Raw genomic sequence first — 16,700 nt, 5'->3', positions numbered from 1 at the left:
TCAGTCGCCCTGGTACCGCTGCTCGCGCCACGGATCTCCGTAATCGTGGTATCCGCCGCGCTCCCAGAAGCCTTGTTCGTTCTCCAGCGTGAGTTCGATACGTGAGATCCACTTCGCCGATTTCCAGAAGTACAGATGCGGAACGAGAAGCCGTGCCGGACCGCCGTGTTCGCGAGCCAGGGGAGCGCCGTCGAACTCGGTGACCAGCCAGGCCTTCCCGTCCCTGAGATCCTCGAGGGGGAGGTTGGTGGTGTAACCGTCGAAGCCGTGCACCACGACGTACCCGGCATCGGTGTCGAGACCGTCGAGCAGAACGTCCAGGCCCACGCCCTTCCAGGTGGTGTCGAGCTTCGACCACTTGGTGACGCAGTGGATGTCGACGGTCGGGGTTTCGTGCGGCAGTGCCGCGAATTCGTCCCAGGTCCAGCTGCGAGTCTCGCCCCGTTCGGTGGTGACCGAGAACGACCACGTGTCGGTCGCGACCACGGGCGCGGGCCCGATTGCGAGGACGGGAAAATCCTTGGTCAGATACTGACCGGGGGGAGTGCGCCCGTCGTCGTCGCGACGGCGGCCCACGAAGCCCTTCGAGATCAATGCCATGGTGGCAAATTGTGCTCTCGTGGTCGGGAGTCTGACAAGTCGGACGGCACGCCGGGGGTGGAACGGACCGTCATCGATCGCGCCATGATTCGACTGCGGAGAGAAAGTACGAATTCGACGGCCTGCCAGTACAGAATCCCGACAACGATCGACAAGACGAATGCCAACCACGGGTGGTCGTCGCGCAGCGGCAGGTAGACCTGGAAGTGGGTCAGGTAGATGAAGAGGGAGGCGCTCGCCAACGTTCCTGCCACCCGGCTCAGCAACGCGGGGAACGGAATCGACGACAGCCACACCAGCATGCACAGACCGATGGTGACGATGACTTCTCGTTGCGTGTCGCCGAAGAAGAACCCGGGCACCGTACCCACGATGGCCGCCGTCACACTCAGGCGTTGCCGGATCGTGTTCGCCTGCGCCGCAGCCCAACCCACTGCGAACAACCAGAAGACGACCGACGCGGTCAGGATGCGGTTGGGACTGTCGTCGATGTCGATCAGCCCATAGCGGGTCACGAGTCCGAGGCCCACGAGTCCCATCGGGAACCAGAACGGGTGACAGCGCTCGACACGATCGAGAAACGGCACGAAAAGCAGAGCAGCAGCGGCGAGAACGATGTACACGATCGCCTCGACAAACCAGTACCGCCATTCCGCGGACCACCCGTCGGGGCCGAGGATCCCGTTGAGCAGAAATGCACTGGTGATTCGATAGTCCCCGGTGAGGGCGATGACCAACCCGATCCACACCATGCTGGGGACGGCTATCCGGGCAACGCTTCGGAGCACACGTCGCGTCCGTTCGGTGCGATCTGCTGACCCGAGGTGAAAGCGGGCGAAGTTGTAGCCGGCTATCCCGAGAAGAACGTGAGCCCCGCCGAGCACCGCGAAAAGGTGAATGTGCGAGCCGACGATCGCGACGATCGCGAGGGCGCGCAGCAGAACGTTGGTCTCCACTCGGTGCCAACCGCGGCGTGAGCGCGGACCTCGATCGAATTCTTGCACCGGTGTGGTGTGCCAGTTCTCGGGCAGATGGCCGAGCATGGCCTCCAGCCGCAGGGACATACGGACGTACGACAGCGAGTCACCGCCCAGGCTCACGAACGTACTGTCATCCTCCACCTGTGAGCAGTGCAGGATCTCGGCGAACAGCGCTTTCACATCGGCGGTGGTCGGGACGGTGTCCGACGGGTCGAGATCGTGCCGGGCAGCGATGTCCGCAACCGCTCGCAGATCGGGTTTACCGGTGGGTGTTCGCGGAACTTGGTCGACGAGACACACCCGTACCGCTGCAACGGGAAGGCCACTGGTCTGCGCGGCCGTGCGGCGGACTGCGTCGATGTCTCCGTTCTCCATGACGACGACAAGCTCGTCGGTTCCCCCGGCGCAGCACGCCGTCAGCCCGTGCTGAGCGAGCGCGGATTCGACGCGCTGCAGATCGATGCGCAGGCCGAACACCTTCGCGAATCGACTTCGGCGGCCCACCACCTCGTAGAATCCGTCGTCCGTGAGCCGCGCGAGATCGCCGGTGTGCAGTTCGCCGCCGAGGGTGTCACCGAGGCGAAGGTCGTCGGGACCCTCGGCGTAACCGAGCATGACATTCGGCCCCGAGTAGACGAGTTCACCTGTCCGGCTTGGGGAGTCGTCGACGCTTTCCAGGCGGAAGGATCCCCCGGGAATCGCACGACCGATGGTGTGCGGGTGAGTGGCGGCGAGATCGGATGGCAGATAAGCCATTCGGGCGGTTGCCTCGGTCTGCCCGTACATGACGAACAGATCCCATCCCCGACGTCGGCCGAGCTCGGCATATTTCCGGACGCGATCCGGCGGCATCTTGCCACCGGCCTGCGTGATGTAGCGCAGCTCGGGTAGATCCAGCTCGTCGAATCCCGTCCGGTCGAGCAGATCGAAGGTATACGGCACGCCGGCGAACGTGGTTCCGCGCTGGGTCCGCACGAGGGTCCAGAATTCGGGATCGGTGACGGACGAATCGGTCAGAATCAACGCGGCACCGCGTAAGAGGTGGCTGTGCACGACCGACAGTCCGTAGCAGTAGTGCACGGGCAGCGTCGTCACTGCTCGGTCGGTGGCGCGGATGCCGAGGTACTCGGCGATCGACTCGGCGTTGGACTGCACGTTTCGGTGCGAGAGTCGGACGAGTTTGGGTGAACCGGTCGAGCCGGATGTGCTGAGGAGCAACGCGAGGTCGGGGTGCAGGTGATGCTCGGGTCGTCGGTTGTCCTTCTCGATGACGGTGCGGCCGGCGACGGTGCGCACCACCACATCGGGCCTGTAGGCGTCGATCAGGCCGTCGACGTGACCGGAACTGTCGCCCGGAGCCATCAGCACCGGATGCCCGGCCCGCAACGCCGCCAGATACGTGACGATCACGTCGACGTCGTTGGAACCGGCGATCATCACGAGACGACGCGTCGTCCCGAGTTCCGAAGCCCGACGCTCGACGTGTTCGTCGAGGTCACGGTAGGTGAGCGTCTCGTCGGCCGTGATCAGAGCTGGTTCGTCGCCGAAGCGACCGAGTTCGCGCGCGAAGCGCACACCGGGGCGGTCGACGTGGGTCATCTCGCTGAGCACCGACGGAGTCTATATAAGGAATGCCGAACCTAACTAGACGGCATCGCGCTGAATGCTTCCTCAGGCGTCGGATCCGTCGACTGCGCCGGGTGCGGACCCCAACGCGTCGGCGAGCATATGCATTGCCGCGGTGGTGGACAGTGCACGCACACTTGCCCGGTCGCCGGGGAGATGAAGGGTGCGAGTGACGGTCGGGTGGCCGGCGACGGCGATACCGAAGCAAACGGTCCCGACCGGCTTGGTCTCTGTGCCGCCGCCCGGTCCGGCGACGCCGCTGGTCGATACCGCGATGTCGACGTTCAGCCGCTTCAGTGCGCCTTCGGCCATCAGTGCGGCCACCGGCTCGCTGATGGCTCCGTGTCGATCGATGACCTCGGCTGGGACGTCGAGCAAGCCCGTCTTCGCCTCGTTGGCGTAGGACACCACCGCGCCGATGACGTACGCCGACGATCCTGCGCGGTCGGTGAGGCGTGCGGCGATCATTCCGCCGGTGCACGATTCCGCCGTGGCGATGCGATGCCCGGACAAGCGGTTCGCGACGATATCGTCGATGGTGGAACCGTCGGTCGAAAAGACCTGTGCACCATGGCTCTTCTCGATGAGACGTTCGAGATCCGTGTATGCGGTTCTCGCGGATTCGGTGTAACGGGTCACCATCTCGAGCTCGCCGAGACTCAGGCAGGTGGTGATCTCGAGGTCGCCGAATCCCGCGATCTCGCTTTCGGCCGTGCGCAGGGTTGCGGCGAGGTCGGCCTCGGACAGTCGATAGCCGCGAATGGTGTCCTGACGCATCTGCGTGCGGTGGGCGAGAACTGCGGCGACGGGTGCGCTGTCGAGGGCCTCCGACCACATCGCCTGCAGTTCGCGAGGCGGGCCGGGGAGGATGAGGACGGCGGGCAGTGACCTGGAGTCGTCGGCCGGTATCGCGACCCCGGGTGCGGTTCCGGTCGGTGAAATAGACTGCGCGCCTTGGGGAACCATCGCCTGCTTTCGGATACCGGCCCGTAGGGGCTCGGAGTCGGCTGCAGAACTCATCCGGCTTCGCCACCGTTGCACGATCGCGTGGATCCGATCTTCGAGCTCGGCGTCCAGCGTCAATTCGCGTCCGTACAGCGCGGCGACGGTCGGAACGGTGAGGTCGTCGGCGGTCGGACCCAACCCCCCGGTGGTGACGATCAAGTCGACGCGTTGGTCGGCCAGAAACCGAACCTGCGCAGTCAGATCGTCCGGCCGATCACCGCACACGGTGATGTGGGCAACGTCGACACCCATCTCGAGAAGTCGTTGAGCCACCCACGGACCGTTCCGGTCGGTGACCCGACCGGCCAGAACCTCGGTCCCCGTGACCACCACACCCGCTCGCACAGTCATCCTTCGACCTTACTGACTGGGCGCGTGCGGTGACTTTTGCGGTTGGCGCGGGTCCAAGACGTGACATCGACCGCTACCGAGGAGACAGCCATGACCACCACTCGCACTGCCGCACCGGGAAGGACCGCCCAGCGGATCGGCCTCGTTCTACAGGTCCTCGTGATCGCCTTCCTCCTGTTCGACGCGATCAGCCATATTCTGAATCTGCAGGTGGTGAAGGATGCATCGGTCGAACTCGGCCTTCGCGACGAGATGGCACCGATCACCGGGATCGTCATGCTGGTCATCTTGGTTCTGTACGCCGTTCCCGCGACGTCGATCCTGGGTGCCATCGTGCTCACCGGTTATCTCGGCGGCGCGGTGCTGACCAACTGGCGCGTCGAGAAGCCGTTGCTGAGCACCGTGTTCTTTGCGATCTACGTGGGTATCGCAGCGTGGGGAGCGCTGTACCTTCGGGACGAGCGGGTTCGCAACATCATTCCGTTGCGTCGAACATAGAAATCGGCGTTCGATAAGTCCGCGCCGCTACTTGACTGTTCGGGTTGCCGAGGTCGTCCCTGTTCTCCGCAAACGCGCGCGCGTTCGCCATATGCTCGCGAAGTAGTTGACGAGCTCGCGCGCGACTGACGGATGCGCGCGCGTTTGCCGCGAATTCGTTGTTCGCGAGTCGAACTCGTGTTGGCCGCTCGTCCGGATTTCGATAGCGGTGGTGCCGCTGTCATCCACTGGTTGATTCGGCTGCCGCAGACGACCGATACGTCCCTGTCCGAAGGCTAAGCTCCACGTGCGCGAACCGATGTGTGACGCGGTGGGGCGTGGATGGACGTCGCGGTGGTCGTTGCGATCGTGTCCGTCGGAACAGCCGAGCGAGTGGTTGAGCGTGCTCCGGCCGTCGAACACGCTCGTGCAGTTCAGTTTCGGAGACGGAATCGAGGCTGATTCACTCGTCGAGCTCGCGTCGACTCCTGGCTTGGATCTGTGAATCCATGCGATCGAAGGGCGAGGCCCTCGATCCGGACAAGAAAGTAAAGCTTCGAACTCGAACGGTCGCCCAGCGTCGAAGAGACGACTGGGCCAACCGGCGAATGTGCTCGACGTTCGTGATCATCTACCGACCATGGCGTCGAGCAGCGCTTCAGTTTTGCACGTCTCCGTTCTCCGGAGGGTGTGGCACGTTCTCCTCGTCCACGTGCGCGCCCTCGACCGCGTCGGTCTCGGCAGTGTGCTCTCGGGGGCCGTCGTTGCTGCCGTCGGACGGGACTGCATCGCTTGCGTCGGTCGGCATCGTCATGAAGTCTCCACAAGGTCGGGGCGAGGGGTCGCCGTAGGTTGGACAATCTTGGTGTGCCCCGCTGGGCACAGAACTACACCCCCGAGATGCCAGAATGACGACACACCCCATCCCGAGACGGCAAGGACTGTATGAAATCGACAGGTACGCGGGGCTCGGTGTGGTCGACGGTTGCGGTGATCGTGGGCATTGTTGCTGCCGGCACGGTCGTGGCCGGCTTGCTCCACGAACCGCAGCCCGAACCGATCGCGATTCCAGGTTGCGAGGAGGTCATTCAGCCAGAGGACTTGGTGCGAGTGAACTTCGCATTCGTCAGCGAGGGGGACGTCGACAGTTCCGAGGTGCCGTGGAGGTTCGAGGCCAAATCGCAGGCAATGACCGATGCCTTGATCGCGGCGCTACCCGACGGGTCAGTAGTCGAACCCGAGCCGTTCGCACCTGCCTTCGGCTTCGACGCCCTCGCAGTACGGCAGTCGTTCGACGGCGAGGCCCAAGCGTTCGGAACCATTACCGCCGCCGATCGGACCGGCACGTTGGCAGTCACCGTGGGTCTTTCCGACCAGCCTGCCGGTCCGTGCTTTGCGGGCGTCGTCGACGAGCGCTCGACGCAAGCAGACGGAACAGTGCTCGACATTCAGGACGGCACGGACACGACTCGCGTCGTTGCAGTGGCCACCGACGGCACCCGAATCGATGTGAACGCCAACGGCGTACTGACGCTCGAGCACGTCATCGATATCGCACTGGCACCCGGCCTTCGCGCGAGCGCGCCGGCCTGACGGGTTCGGCGCTCACTCGGGCTGCACCTGAGCGTTCACTACCGTCGCCCACCGGTGGCATCCCGCGCATGACGCCCGATCGCGAACACTGACGTCCGCGTGCGTCCGGTGGCCTATCTTGAGTTCGATGCGAATAGCTGTGGTGGAAGACGACGATGGGCTCGGCGAGGCGTTGGTGGACGCGTTGACCGAGGTGGGCCACACGCCTGTCCGCATGCGCCGCGGTGCTGACGCCCTACTCGGCTACCACGAGATGGACGTCGTGCTGCTCGACCTCGGACTACCCGACATGGATGGTCTCGAAGTCCTCCGAAAGCTCAGGACGCTGAGTTCGGTTCCGGTGGTGGTGCTGACGGCGCGGGACGACGAGCGCTCGGTGGTACGGGCCCTGCGCGGCGGTGCCGACGACTACGTCGTCAAGCCGGCTCGATTGGGTGAACTGCACGCGAGACTCGAGGTGGCCGCGCATCGTCGAAGCGCGGCGAGCGAACCCATGGCAGACAGGCTGACACTCGGTGACGTCGTCGTCGATCTCTCCGGCCGTGCCGTCGAAGTCGACGGACGCGCTGTTGCACTGACCACCAAAGAGTTCGACCTGTTGGCGCATCTCGTGACGCGACGCGGCGAAGCAGTGAGCCGGGAACAATTGATGGACGCGATCTGGGGTGACGCCTATGTCGCGATTTCACGAACGCTCGACGTGCACATGACGGCGTTGCGTTCCAAGCTCGCTCGCCCGGGTGCGATCGTCACCATCCGCGGCTTCGGCTACCGCTGGGATACCTGACGTGCGGCGGCGAGTCCTGTTGGTGTTGATGATCTACTCCACCGTCGTCGTGCTTGCTCTGTCGGTTCCTCTCGCGCTGTTGGTCGGCCGCGAACGGGCCCAACGATTCGGCGAGAATCGAGCCGCTGCAGCATCGTTCTTTGCAGAACTCAGCTCGCGAGAAGACGAATCCGGTGTAGCCCGTATCCGAGAATCGTTGCAGCGCTACAACAGTCTCTACGACGAGGGAGTCGCCGTCGTCGATCGCACCGGAGTGGCGCGGGCGGTGTCCGGCCTGGACGTGCAGCGTGCGGACGTCCAGCAGGCGGTGGCAGGAGCGTTGCGCAATCAGCGCGGCGACCTACCGTCGAGCCTGACGCCGTGGTCGGATTCCTCGGTGTTGATCGCCGCCCCGGTCGGTGGGGGAACGCAAGTGGACGGCGCGGTGGTCCTCGCGGCATCCACCGATTCTGCGCGCAGGGACGTCGCACTTGCCTGGGTGATCATCGCTTTCGGTGCCATGCTGATTCTCGCGACGGTGGCGGCGATTGCTGTTGCGTTGTCACGCTGGGTCGTTCGTCCGCTGAGCGCATTGTCCTCCCGAGTCCACTCGTTCGGCGACAAGTTCCACGATCAGGTATCGATCGAAGAATCGCACCGACTCGAGCCGGTGCCCTACGTCGGGCCACCGGAGGTGCGTGAGCTGTCCAGTGCCTTCGAGGCCATGGCCGACGAAGTCGAGGCCGCCACCGCTGCGCAACGTCGATTGGTGGCCGACACTGCGCATGCTCTTCGGAACCCGCTGGCAGCGTTGCGAATTCGGATGGACGTTCTGGGCATGCGGGTGCCGGATTCGGCCACCGATGCGCACCTGCGGACCACACTCGAGGTGGATCGCCTGAGCTCGGTGGTGGAAGGCCTGCTCGTTCTCGCAGCTGCCGAAACACCGGCGAGCACTCGATCTCCGGGTTGTGACCTCGGTGCCGTCGTTGCAGATCGAGTCGAATTCTGGTCGAGCACGATAGTCGTGGCCGGAATGACCGTTCATGTCTCGGAGCCGAATGCCGAGACGGACAGTCGAGTTGCGATGTCCGAGGACGACCTGACTCGAATTCTCGACGCTCTGCTGAGCAATGCAACCAAGTACGCCGGCTCCGGGTCCGCCATCGAGATCGGCTACCGAACCAGTGACGCGGACGTCACGATGTGGCTGTCCGACAACGGGCCCGGTGTGCCAGCAACCGAACTCGACAAGGTCGTCGATCGGTTCTATCGAGCGTCGAGTGCGCACGGCGACGGCACCGGTCTGGGGCTGTCGATCGTCCACGCCCTGACCGAGCGAGCCGGCGGATCCCTTCGAGTCATGGCGAGTCGACCGGTGGGACTGCGGATCGAACTGCGGCTTCCGAAAGTCGTTTCCTAAGGGAGTGTTAGGAAATCCGAAACGGCTTGGTCTCGGGCTGTGCTTGCGGTCACAGTAGGGAGGCTTCGGTTGTCGATCGTTGACCGGCAGCCCAATTGCCCGCTGAATGTGGAAGGACCAAACCATGGCCAACGAGGCCACCTCGATCACCGGTTCGACGCTCCCGAGTCCACCCGTTTCCTCTCGCGCTGCCACCCGCCGTGCCGTCTTCAACACGTTGCGGGGGTCGTCCGGAAATCTGGTCGAGTGGTACGACGTGTACGTCTACACCGTCTTCGCGACGTATTTCGAGAATCAATTCTTCGACTCTGCCGACAAGAACTCCACCATCTACGTGTACGGGATCTTTGCCGTCACGTTCTTGATGCGACCTGTCGGGTCGTGGTTCTTCGGCCGCTACGCGGACCGTAACGGGCGCAGGGCTGCGCTGACATTCAGCGTCTCGATGATGGCGGCCTGCTCGATGGTCATCGCGTTCACCCCAGGGCGGGAGAGCATCGGCGTGTGGGCCGCCGTCATCCTCATCCTGTGCCGTCTGGTGCAGGGCTTCGCCACCGGTGGTGAGTACGGTGCGTCGGCGACGTACATGTCCGAGGCCGCCACCCGCGAGCGTCGTGGATTCTTCTCCTCGTTCCAGTACGTCACCCTGGTCGGTGGGCATGTGCTCGCGCAGGTGACTCTGTTGCTGATGCAGGTGTTCCTCGAGCGCGAACAGATCGAGGACTTCGGTTGGCGCATAGCCTTCTTCATCGGCGGAGTGGCGGCAGTGGTCGTCTTCTGGCTGCGCCGCAGCATGGACGAATCCTTGACCGAGGATCAACTGGACGCCGTTCGCAGCGGTGCGGACAAAGCCTCCGGTTCCTTGAAGGAGTTGGTCGCCAACCACTGGCGGGCGTTGCTGATCTGCTTCATGGTGACGGCCGGCGGCACCATTGCGTTCTACACTTACAGCGTCAACGCACCCTCGATGGTCAAGACCGCGTACGAGGACCGGGGGATGACCGGTACCTGGATCAACCTCGCCGGTCTGGTCTTCCTCATGCTGCTGCAGCCCATCGGCGGAATGATCAGTGACAGGGTGGGCCGCAAGCCGCTGCTCGTGTTCTTCGGCATCGGTGGCGTGCTGTACACCTACGTACTCATCACGTACCTGCCGACGGCGACGTCGGTGGTGCAGTCGCTCGCACTGGTATGCGTCGGCTACGTCATCCTCACCGGTTACACCTCGATCAATGCGATCGTCAAAGCGGAGCTGTTCCCCTCGCACGTCCGCGCACTCGGCGTCGGATTGGGATATGCGCTCGCCAACTCGGCCTTCGGCGGCACAGCGCCACTGATCTATCAAGCCGCGAAGAACGGCGGACACGTGGGTTGGTTCATCCTCTACGTGACGGTCGTGATCGCCATCTCGCTGCTGGTGTACATCTTCGTGCTGCGCAACAAGTCCGAGACCGTGCTCGACAGAGAGCAGGGTCGAGCGTTCCAGTGATTTACAGTGACTGACATGGTCGAGCCTGCAGCGTCGTTCTCACGTAGAACGGCGCTGCAGGCCGGTCTGTTGGCCCTGAGCGCTGCCGTCGTGGGTGCCTGCTCCTCGGACCCGCCGATGCAGCTGCGACTCGCGGCGGGCGAGATCGGCGGATTCTTCTGGGAGTTCGCCGGACTACTCTCCGACGCTGCCGCTGAAACCGATGCAGCGGAGATCGTTCCACTCTCGACGGCCGGCTCCGTCGACAACCTCGAGGCGTTGGGTTCTCGGGAGGCCGAGCTGGCCCTGACGCTCATGGACGCCGCCTACAGCCATCCCAGCGCAGAGCTGGCGGCGGTCGGGTGCGTCTACGAGAACTACTTTCAAGTGGCAGTGCGTGCGGACTCGGCTATCGAGTCCATGGAGGATCTGCGAGGGCGAAACGTGAGCATCGGTGCCCCGGGGTCCGGTGCCACCGAAGTATCGCAGCGAGTCCTGCGGGCAGCGGGTGTGGCGGAAGCAGGTGCTGTAGAACAGGTTCAGCTGTCGATGAGCTCGGCGGCAGATGCCCTGACGACCAACGAAATCGACGCCGTGATGTGGGCGGGCGGGCTGCCGACTCCGGCGTTTGCCGAGCCTCGAACCGGGATCCGGCTACTCGATCTGGGTACCGTCGTTGCTGATCTCAGACGCGAGTTCGGTACCGCGTACGAGGCGGTGCTGGTTCCAGCGAACGTGTACGGCGAGCATCCGGAGGTCACCACAGTCGGTATTCCGAACATTCTGCTGGCGCATCCTCAGGTGCCGGACCGCGTTGTCGCTGCACTGGTGAGCGTGCTTCTCGATCAGTCGTCCGGGCTGGTTCCCGGTCAGGCGATCGGCAGCCAGTTTCTCGACGCGCGGTCGCTCGTCATGACCGGCAGCATCCCCCTTCACCCCGGAGCCGAGCAGGAATATCGAAAACGGCACGGGTGATCTACAGAGCCGGTTGGCGGCGCGCCCATGATTCGCGCACGCGCTGCTATCGGAAGCCCCGGAATACTCCATCGTCGTCTGCACTGTTCGCGAAATCCTCGAAGTCCATGTTCGCGATCGATAGATTGTTTTCGACGCTGGACATTTCCGAAGGAACGACACGAAAGGTCCTGCCGCGTGGTCGTTCCGGCTCGTCGGGGCCGGTATGGACGCAGATGATCGGCTTCTCGGGGTTGCTCATGGTTTCGGCGTCGACCAGAAAGGCGTAGTAGGGCGGCGGTTCACCGATTGCGTCGAGGAGGCCGTCGACGGTCATGCCGTCGTTCTCGCGATTGTCGATGCAGGTCAGGTAGGCCGCGAATTCCGTATCGTCGCCCTGCGGCACCGGTGCCATGGCAGCGACTGCTGTATCGCGCCATGCGACATCATCACTGAAATCGGTTCGTATCAAGAGTGATTCGCTCATCAGATGATTCCTGAGCGAACGTCCGGTACCCAGGGTTGCGAGGACCTCCGCTTCCTGCCGGTCACTCTCCTCGGCAGCGAGCTCGGCTGCGATCTCCTCGGCGTCTCGTGCAGGTGGGTCCACCGCAACGATCGATTCCACAATCCGGGCACAGTCGTCCGGACCCATCTCCTGGTAGCTACGGATCTCGTAAGTCCAGACGCCGATCGACCGCCGGAACCGTTCGGGAGTGCTGTCGTTCGGCCATTCGAGAGCGGTCTCCCCGATCGCGGTGACCCAGCGGCGCAGGTTGAATTGTGGCGACTGGCCGTGGATCGACAACGTGAGCTCGCCGGTGCGAGGATTGCCCGACGTCGACTGGGCGTTGATCTTGGTCGGTAGCCACAACGGCACAGCCTGAGGTATGCCCGCGACTGCGCGTTCTCGTTCTTGCTGTGCACGCTGCATTTTCGCGATTTCGTCCTCGATCGATCGCGCAGGGCCGTCCCACTCGAACAGCGCGGACTCGAATTCTCCGTCCAGGACCGGCTTTTCGAGTTCCAGCGATTCCTGGCCCTGCTGCCAGCGCAACGCGACACCGAGTTCGGCGTCGAACACATAGGTCACCGGCTCGTTCGAGAACTGATCTCTCCCCGTGACTTCCCAACCGTCACGGCCACGAACCGAGACCGGTCGGGGCTCGCTGGGTTCGACGAAGCGCTGCTCGTCGAACCCACGGCCCGGCCGGGGAGGAAAGGCGTCGTATGCGCGCAACAACGCTGCAGGCGATCCGCCGCCGACCGCTACGAACATCGTGCCGTCGGACTTGTCGGTGTGGATCATCGTGCCGTCGGAGTCGCGCGACCAGCTTGCCGACGGGTTCTCGAGGAATGTCGGTTGCCCGGATTCGTCCTCGTAGCGCCACGTCGCCTCGGGGAGATGAATCACCCGTTGCCAGGTCCCCTCCGGTCGGTGGACGATGCCGCTGACGGATCGGCCCATCGTGCCGTAGTTCGAACCTCGGATCTGTTCCCACGTCGGAGCCATGGGTCGAAACGTACCCGACGGTCGCGAACGTCGAGGGCGTTCCGATCGGCGTTCAGAGAAAAGACGTCACAACTTGGCCGCGAGTCGGTGGTACGCCGCGTTCCAGCGCAGTGTCTGCTGGAACCCTCGTGTCGTGGTGCCGGAATCGATAGCGAGCAACTCGACCCCGATCATGTCCGAGAATGCCTCCAGCACAGGCAGACCGATGGCCGTACTCAGAACCGTGTGGTGGGGTGCCCCGGCCGTGAGCCAGGATTCGGCCGACACCGCGAGTGACGGCTGCGGCTCCCACACTGCACACGCCACCGGTAGCTTCGGCAATGCCTGGTCGGGCTCGACCACGTCGATCACGTTGGCCGTCAACCGGAACCGCTCACCTACGTCGGACAGTCCGACGACTACGCCGTGGCCGGGATCCGCCGTGAAGCGCAGTCGCACCGGGTCCTCGCGGCCGCCGATGGACAGCGGATGGATCTCCAGGGTGGGCCGCGAGGTGGTGATGGACGGGCACACCTCCAGCATGTGTGCTCCGAGGATCTTCTCTTCCCCGGGGACCAGGTGGTAGGTGTAGTCCTCCATGAACGACGTTCCACCGTCGAGACCCTCGGCCATCACCTTCATGGCGCGCAACAACATCGAGGTCTTCCAGTCACCCTCGCCGCCGAAGCCGTACCCGTCGGCCATCAGCCGTTGCACTGCGAGCCCCGGTAACTGACGAAGCCCACCGAGATCCTCGAAGTTCGTGGTGAAGGCCTTGAAGCCCCCCTCGGTCAGGAACTGCCGTAGGCCGGCCTCGACGCGGGCACCGTAGCGGAGGGATTCATGACGGTCACCGCCCTTGTCGAGACTCGGTGCGATGTCGTACGACGACCGATACTCGTCGATGAGGTCCGACACCGCCGAATCGCTCACGTTGTCCACTACCGCGACGAGATCGTTGACCCCGTAGGTGTTGACGGACACTCCGAATCGCAACTGCGCTTCGACCTTGTCGCCCTCGGTCACCGCGACATCACGCATGTTGTCGCCGAAACGTGCCAGGCACAGCGACCTCAGCTCCGCGCGACCGAGAGCCGCTCGCACCCACTGCTCCGCACGCTCCAGAACCGCAGGATTGTCGACGTGGCCCGCCACGATCGTGCGCAGAACACCCACCCGAGATTCGACGTGTCCGAACTCACGGTCGCCGTGGGCGGCCTGGTTGAGATTCATGAACTCCATGTCGATCGTCGACCACGGCAACGACATTCCGGCCTGCGTGTGCAGATGAAGCAGCGGGACGTCCAACGCGTCGAGCCCGGCAATCCACATCTTGGCGGGGGAGAAGGTGTGCATCCACGTCACGACGCCCACGCATTCGTCGGCGGCGTTCGCCTCGCGCATGCACCGCAGGATGGACGACGCGTCGAGCAGTACCGGCTTCCACACCACCGAGACCGGAAGTGCCGCATCGAGTTTGTTTGCGATCTCGCGAGACTGGACTGCTACCTGCTCGAGGGTTTCGGGGCCGTACAGGCTTTGGCTGCCGGTGAGAAACCATACTTCGGACATGGAGAATGTACCTTCCGTGGAAAAGATGTGGTGCGCCGGTCAGCGCTGGCCGTAGACGTTCTGGTAGCGGTCGTACAGTGCGTCGACCTTCGAGTTCGGAATGCGAAGTGGTTGTCCCAGTTGGTAGGACAGATGTACCGATCGCGCGACGTCCTCGCACATGACCGCCGCCTTCACCGCCGATCGAGCGGTGGGTCCCACTGCGAACACTCCGTGGTTCTGCATCAACACTGCCGGAGATCGACTGTCCGCGAGGGTGTCGACTATCCCCCGGCCGATCGAGTCGTCGCCGATCGTCGCGAAGGGACCGACCGGAATGTCCCCGCCGAACTCGTCCGCGCACATCGTGGTGACCACGGGAATGGGTTCGCCGCGGGCCGCCCACGCAACGGCGTACGGCGAATGTGTGTGCACCACACCGCCGACGTGCTCGAGGTGCCGGTAGACATAGGCTTGCGCCTCGGTGTCGGAGGACGGTGCATGGTCACCGTCGACCACCTTGCCGTACAGATCGCATACCACCATGTTGCCGGGCGTGAGGTCGTCGTAGGAGACGCCACTGGGCTTGATGACCAGCAGGTCCCGCCCGGGAACCCGCGCCGAGACGTTGCCGGCCGTCCACACCACCAGGCCGTACCGCACCAGCTCGGAGTGCAAGGCGCACACATCCTTGCGTATCTCTTCGACGACCTCGCGGACTTCCTCGACAACCGTCATTTCGCATCCACCTTCCTGGTGAGGGCAGCGCGCCGGAGTGATCGCAGCCGGCGCATCGTCGGTACGTCCCGACCGAAGCGGCCGTGCAGTTCCAGGTAGATCTCGTAGAGCGAGTCGTAGGTCTTCGATCGGGACTCGTCCGGTACGAAGGCATTGCGCCGGACCTTGCCCATCGATTTCGACGCGACCGGCACGTCGGGATAGCAGCCGGCGGCCACCGCGGCATGGATGGCAGATCCCAGCGCCGGGCCCTGTGCAGATGCGATGACGGACAACGGTATTCGCAGGACGTCCGCGTAGATCTGCATGAGCAGCGGGTTGCGGGCCAGACCTCCCGCCACGACGAACTCCTCGACGGGAACGCCGCTGTTGCGGAACGTCTCGACGATGACGCGGGTGCCGAATGCCGTCGCCTCCAGCAGAGCGCGGTAGGTGTCCTCGGGCCGCGTCGCGAGCGTCGAGCCGATGACCAGACCGGACAGCTCGTGATCGACCAGGATCGACCTGTTGCCGCTGTGCCAGTCGAGCGCGACGAGGCCGTGTTCGCCCACGTGTTGCGTCTCCGCCAGTCGCGTCAGATACTCGTGTATCGACTCACCTGCCGCGGATGCCGCCTCGCTGTAGGACGCAGGAACTCCGGTGCGGGTGAACCAACCGAAGATGTCGCCGACGCCGCTCTGTCCCGCTTCGTAGCCGAAGGATCCGGCGATGATGCCGCCGTCGACGACCCCGCACATACCTGGAACGTCCTTCAGGACCGTCGAACTCATGACGTGGCACGTCGAGGTCCCCATGATGGCGACCATCCGGCCTGGTTCCACAGCGCCCGCGGCGGGTGCAGTCACATGCGCGTCGACGTTGCCGACCGCCACGGCGATGCCTTCGGGTAGCCCGGTCCATTGCGCGGCCTCGGCGGTCAAGGAGCCTGCCCGTGAACCCAACTCGCCCAACGGCTGATCGAGCTTGTCTGCGACGAACGAGCCGAAGCCCGGTGCCAGTTCGGTGAGAAAGTCCACCGAGGGATAGTGACCGTCCTGGTAGATGCCCTTGTATCCGGCGGTGCAGGCGTTGCGCACGTAGCGTCCACACAGCTGCCAGACGATCCAGTCGGCCGCCTCGACCCATCTGTCCATGGCCTGGTAGATCTCGGCGTCTTCCTCGTGAATCTGCAAGGCCTTGGCAAATTCCCATTCCGACGAGATCAAGCCGCCGTAGCGGGGGAGCCAACTCTCGCCGCGACGGGCGGCCAGTTCGTTGATGCGGTCTGCCTGGCCCTGCGCCGCATGGTGTTTCCACAGTTTGACGTACGCATGTGGTCGATCGACGAACCGAGGGTCCTCGCTCAACGGGGTGCCGTCCGCGTATGTGGGCACCATGGTGCATGCGGTGAAGTCGGTACCGATGCCGACCACCTGCTCGGGTGCGATGCCTGCGGCGGCCAGTGCGGCCGGAACCGCACGACGCAGGACGTCGCGATAGTCGTCGGGCACCTGCAGAGCCCACGCGTCGGGCAAACGCACCGTGCCGTCGGGCAGCGTCTCCTCGAGCACGGCGTGTCGGTATTCGTGTACGGCAGAAGCTATTTCGGCACCGTCGGACACGCGGACCACGACGGCCCGGCCGGAGAGGGTGCCGAAGTCGACTCCTACCGTGTAGCGGTCAACCGGCATGCAGAA

General features: G+C 64.2%; 14 protein-coding genes. 6 read left to right on the top strand and 8 right to left on the bottom strand.

Annotated elements, in window-relative coordinates:
- From MTX34_RS02760 to MTX34_RS02750, 3 genes are all read right to left on the bottom strand, one after another.
- Entirely contained in the window at positions 1–600 is a 600-nt protein-coding gene (locus tag MTX34_RS02760) for a sulfite oxidase-like oxidoreductase (RefSeq protein WP_243608357.1), read from the bottom strand.
- Positions 591–3,179, bottom strand: coding sequence for an AMP-binding protein (locus MTX34_RS02755; RefSeq protein ID WP_243608465.1), 2,589 nt, complete (start codon positions 3,177–3,179; stop codon positions 591–593). Before MTX34_RS02755 ends, MTX34_RS02760 begins: the two co-directional genes overlap by 10 nt.
- A gap of 72 nt (positions 3,180–3,251) precedes the next feature.
- Positions 3,252–4,562, bottom strand: coding sequence for a competence/damage-inducible protein A (locus MTX34_RS02750; RefSeq protein ID WP_243608356.1), 1,311 nt, complete (start codon positions 4,560–4,562; stop codon positions 3,252–3,254).
- A 90-nt stretch (positions 4,563–4,652) separates the two neighbouring features.
- Here MTX34_RS02750 and MTX34_RS02745 point away from each other — a divergent pair, with 90 nt between their 5' ends.
- Positions 4,653–5,060 carry a DoxX family protein gene (locus MTX34_RS02745; RefSeq protein WP_243608355.1) on the top strand — a complete coding sequence of 136 codons (408 nt, stop codon included), beginning with the start codon at positions 4,653–4,655 and terminating at the stop codon, positions 5,058–5,060.
- Between the two features lie 637 nt (positions 5,061–5,697).
- Here MTX34_RS02745 and MTX34_RS02740 read toward each other — a convergent pair.
- Positions 5,698–5,853, bottom strand: a complete 156-nt coding sequence (locus MTX34_RS02740) for a hypothetical protein (RefSeq protein WP_243596326.1) — start codon at positions 5,851–5,853, stop codon at positions 5,698–5,700.
- Between the two features lie 131 nt (positions 5,854–5,984).
- On the opposite strand from MTX34_RS02740, the gene MTX34_RS02735 reads away from it, so the two are divergent.
- The 5 genes from MTX34_RS02735 (at position 5,985) to MTX34_RS02715 (ending at position 11,264) form a co-directional block, all read left to right on the top strand.
- Entirely contained in the window at positions 5,985–6,632 is a 648-nt protein-coding gene (locus MTX34_RS02735) for a hypothetical protein (protein ID WP_243608354.1), read from the top strand.
- A gap of 127 nt (positions 6,633–6,759) precedes the next feature.
- Positions 6,760–7,419 carry a response regulator transcription factor gene (locus MTX34_RS02730; protein WP_243608353.1) on the top strand — a complete coding sequence of 220 codons (660 nt, stop codon included), beginning with the start codon at positions 6,760–6,762 and terminating at the stop codon, positions 7,417–7,419.
- Between the two features lies 1 nt (position 7,420).
- Positions 7,421–8,821, top strand: coding sequence for a HAMP domain-containing sensor histidine kinase (locus MTX34_RS02725; protein WP_243608352.1), 1,401 nt, complete (start codon positions 7,421–7,423; stop codon positions 8,819–8,821).
- Between the two features lie 124 nt (positions 8,822–8,945).
- Positions 8,946–10,310, top strand: coding sequence for an MFS transporter (locus tag MTX34_RS02720; RefSeq protein ID WP_243608351.1), 1,365 nt, complete (start codon positions 8,946–8,948; stop codon positions 10,308–10,310).
- A gap of 15 nt (positions 10,311–10,325) precedes the next feature.
- Positions 10,326–11,264: a TAXI family TRAP transporter solute-binding subunit gene (locus MTX34_RS02715; RefSeq protein ID WP_243608350.1), complete on the top strand. Its 939-nt coding sequence runs from the start codon at positions 10,326–10,328 to the stop codon at positions 11,262–11,264.
- Positions 11,265–11,310: 46 nt separating this feature from the next.
- On the opposite strand, the gene MTX34_RS02710 is transcribed toward MTX34_RS02715, so the two are convergent.
- The 4 genes from MTX34_RS02710 to araB form a co-directional block, all read right to left on the bottom strand.
- Positions 11,311–12,756, bottom strand: coding sequence for a hypothetical protein (locus MTX34_RS02710; protein ID WP_243608349.1), 1,446 nt, complete (start codon positions 12,754–12,756; stop codon positions 11,311–11,313).
- Positions 12,757–12,822: 66 nt separating this feature from the next.
- The gene (gene araA, locus MTX34_RS02705; RefSeq protein ID WP_243608348.1) at positions 12,823–14,307 is read right to left on the bottom strand and encodes an L-arabinose isomerase; all 1,485 of its coding nucleotides are present in this window, start codon (positions 14,305–14,307) and stop codon (positions 12,823–12,825) included.
- A 39-nt stretch (positions 14,308–14,346) separates the two neighbouring features.
- Complete coding sequence (locus MTX34_RS02700) at positions 14,347–15,024, bottom strand: L-ribulose-5-phosphate 4-epimerase (RefSeq protein WP_243596334.1); 678 nt, start codon at positions 15,022–15,024, stop codon at positions 14,347–14,349.
- On the bottom strand, positions 15,021–16,694 hold the full coding sequence (araB, locus tag MTX34_RS02695; RefSeq protein ID WP_243608347.1) for a ribulokinase: 1,674 nt from the start codon (positions 16,692–16,694) through the stop codon (positions 15,021–15,023). The genes MTX34_RS02700 and araB overlap by 4 nt, the downstream gene beginning before the upstream one ends.
- Positions 16,695–16,700 lie beyond the last annotated feature (6 nt).

The organism is Rhodococcus sp. ARC_M5 (assembly GCF_022810405.1).
GTDB lineage: Bacteria > Actinomycetota > Actinomycetes > Mycobacteriales > Mycobacteriaceae > Rhodococcoides > Rhodococcoides navarretei.
The sequence above is the reverse complement of the archived record's forward strand: the minus strand, read 5'-3'. Positions and strand labels throughout refer to the sequence as shown.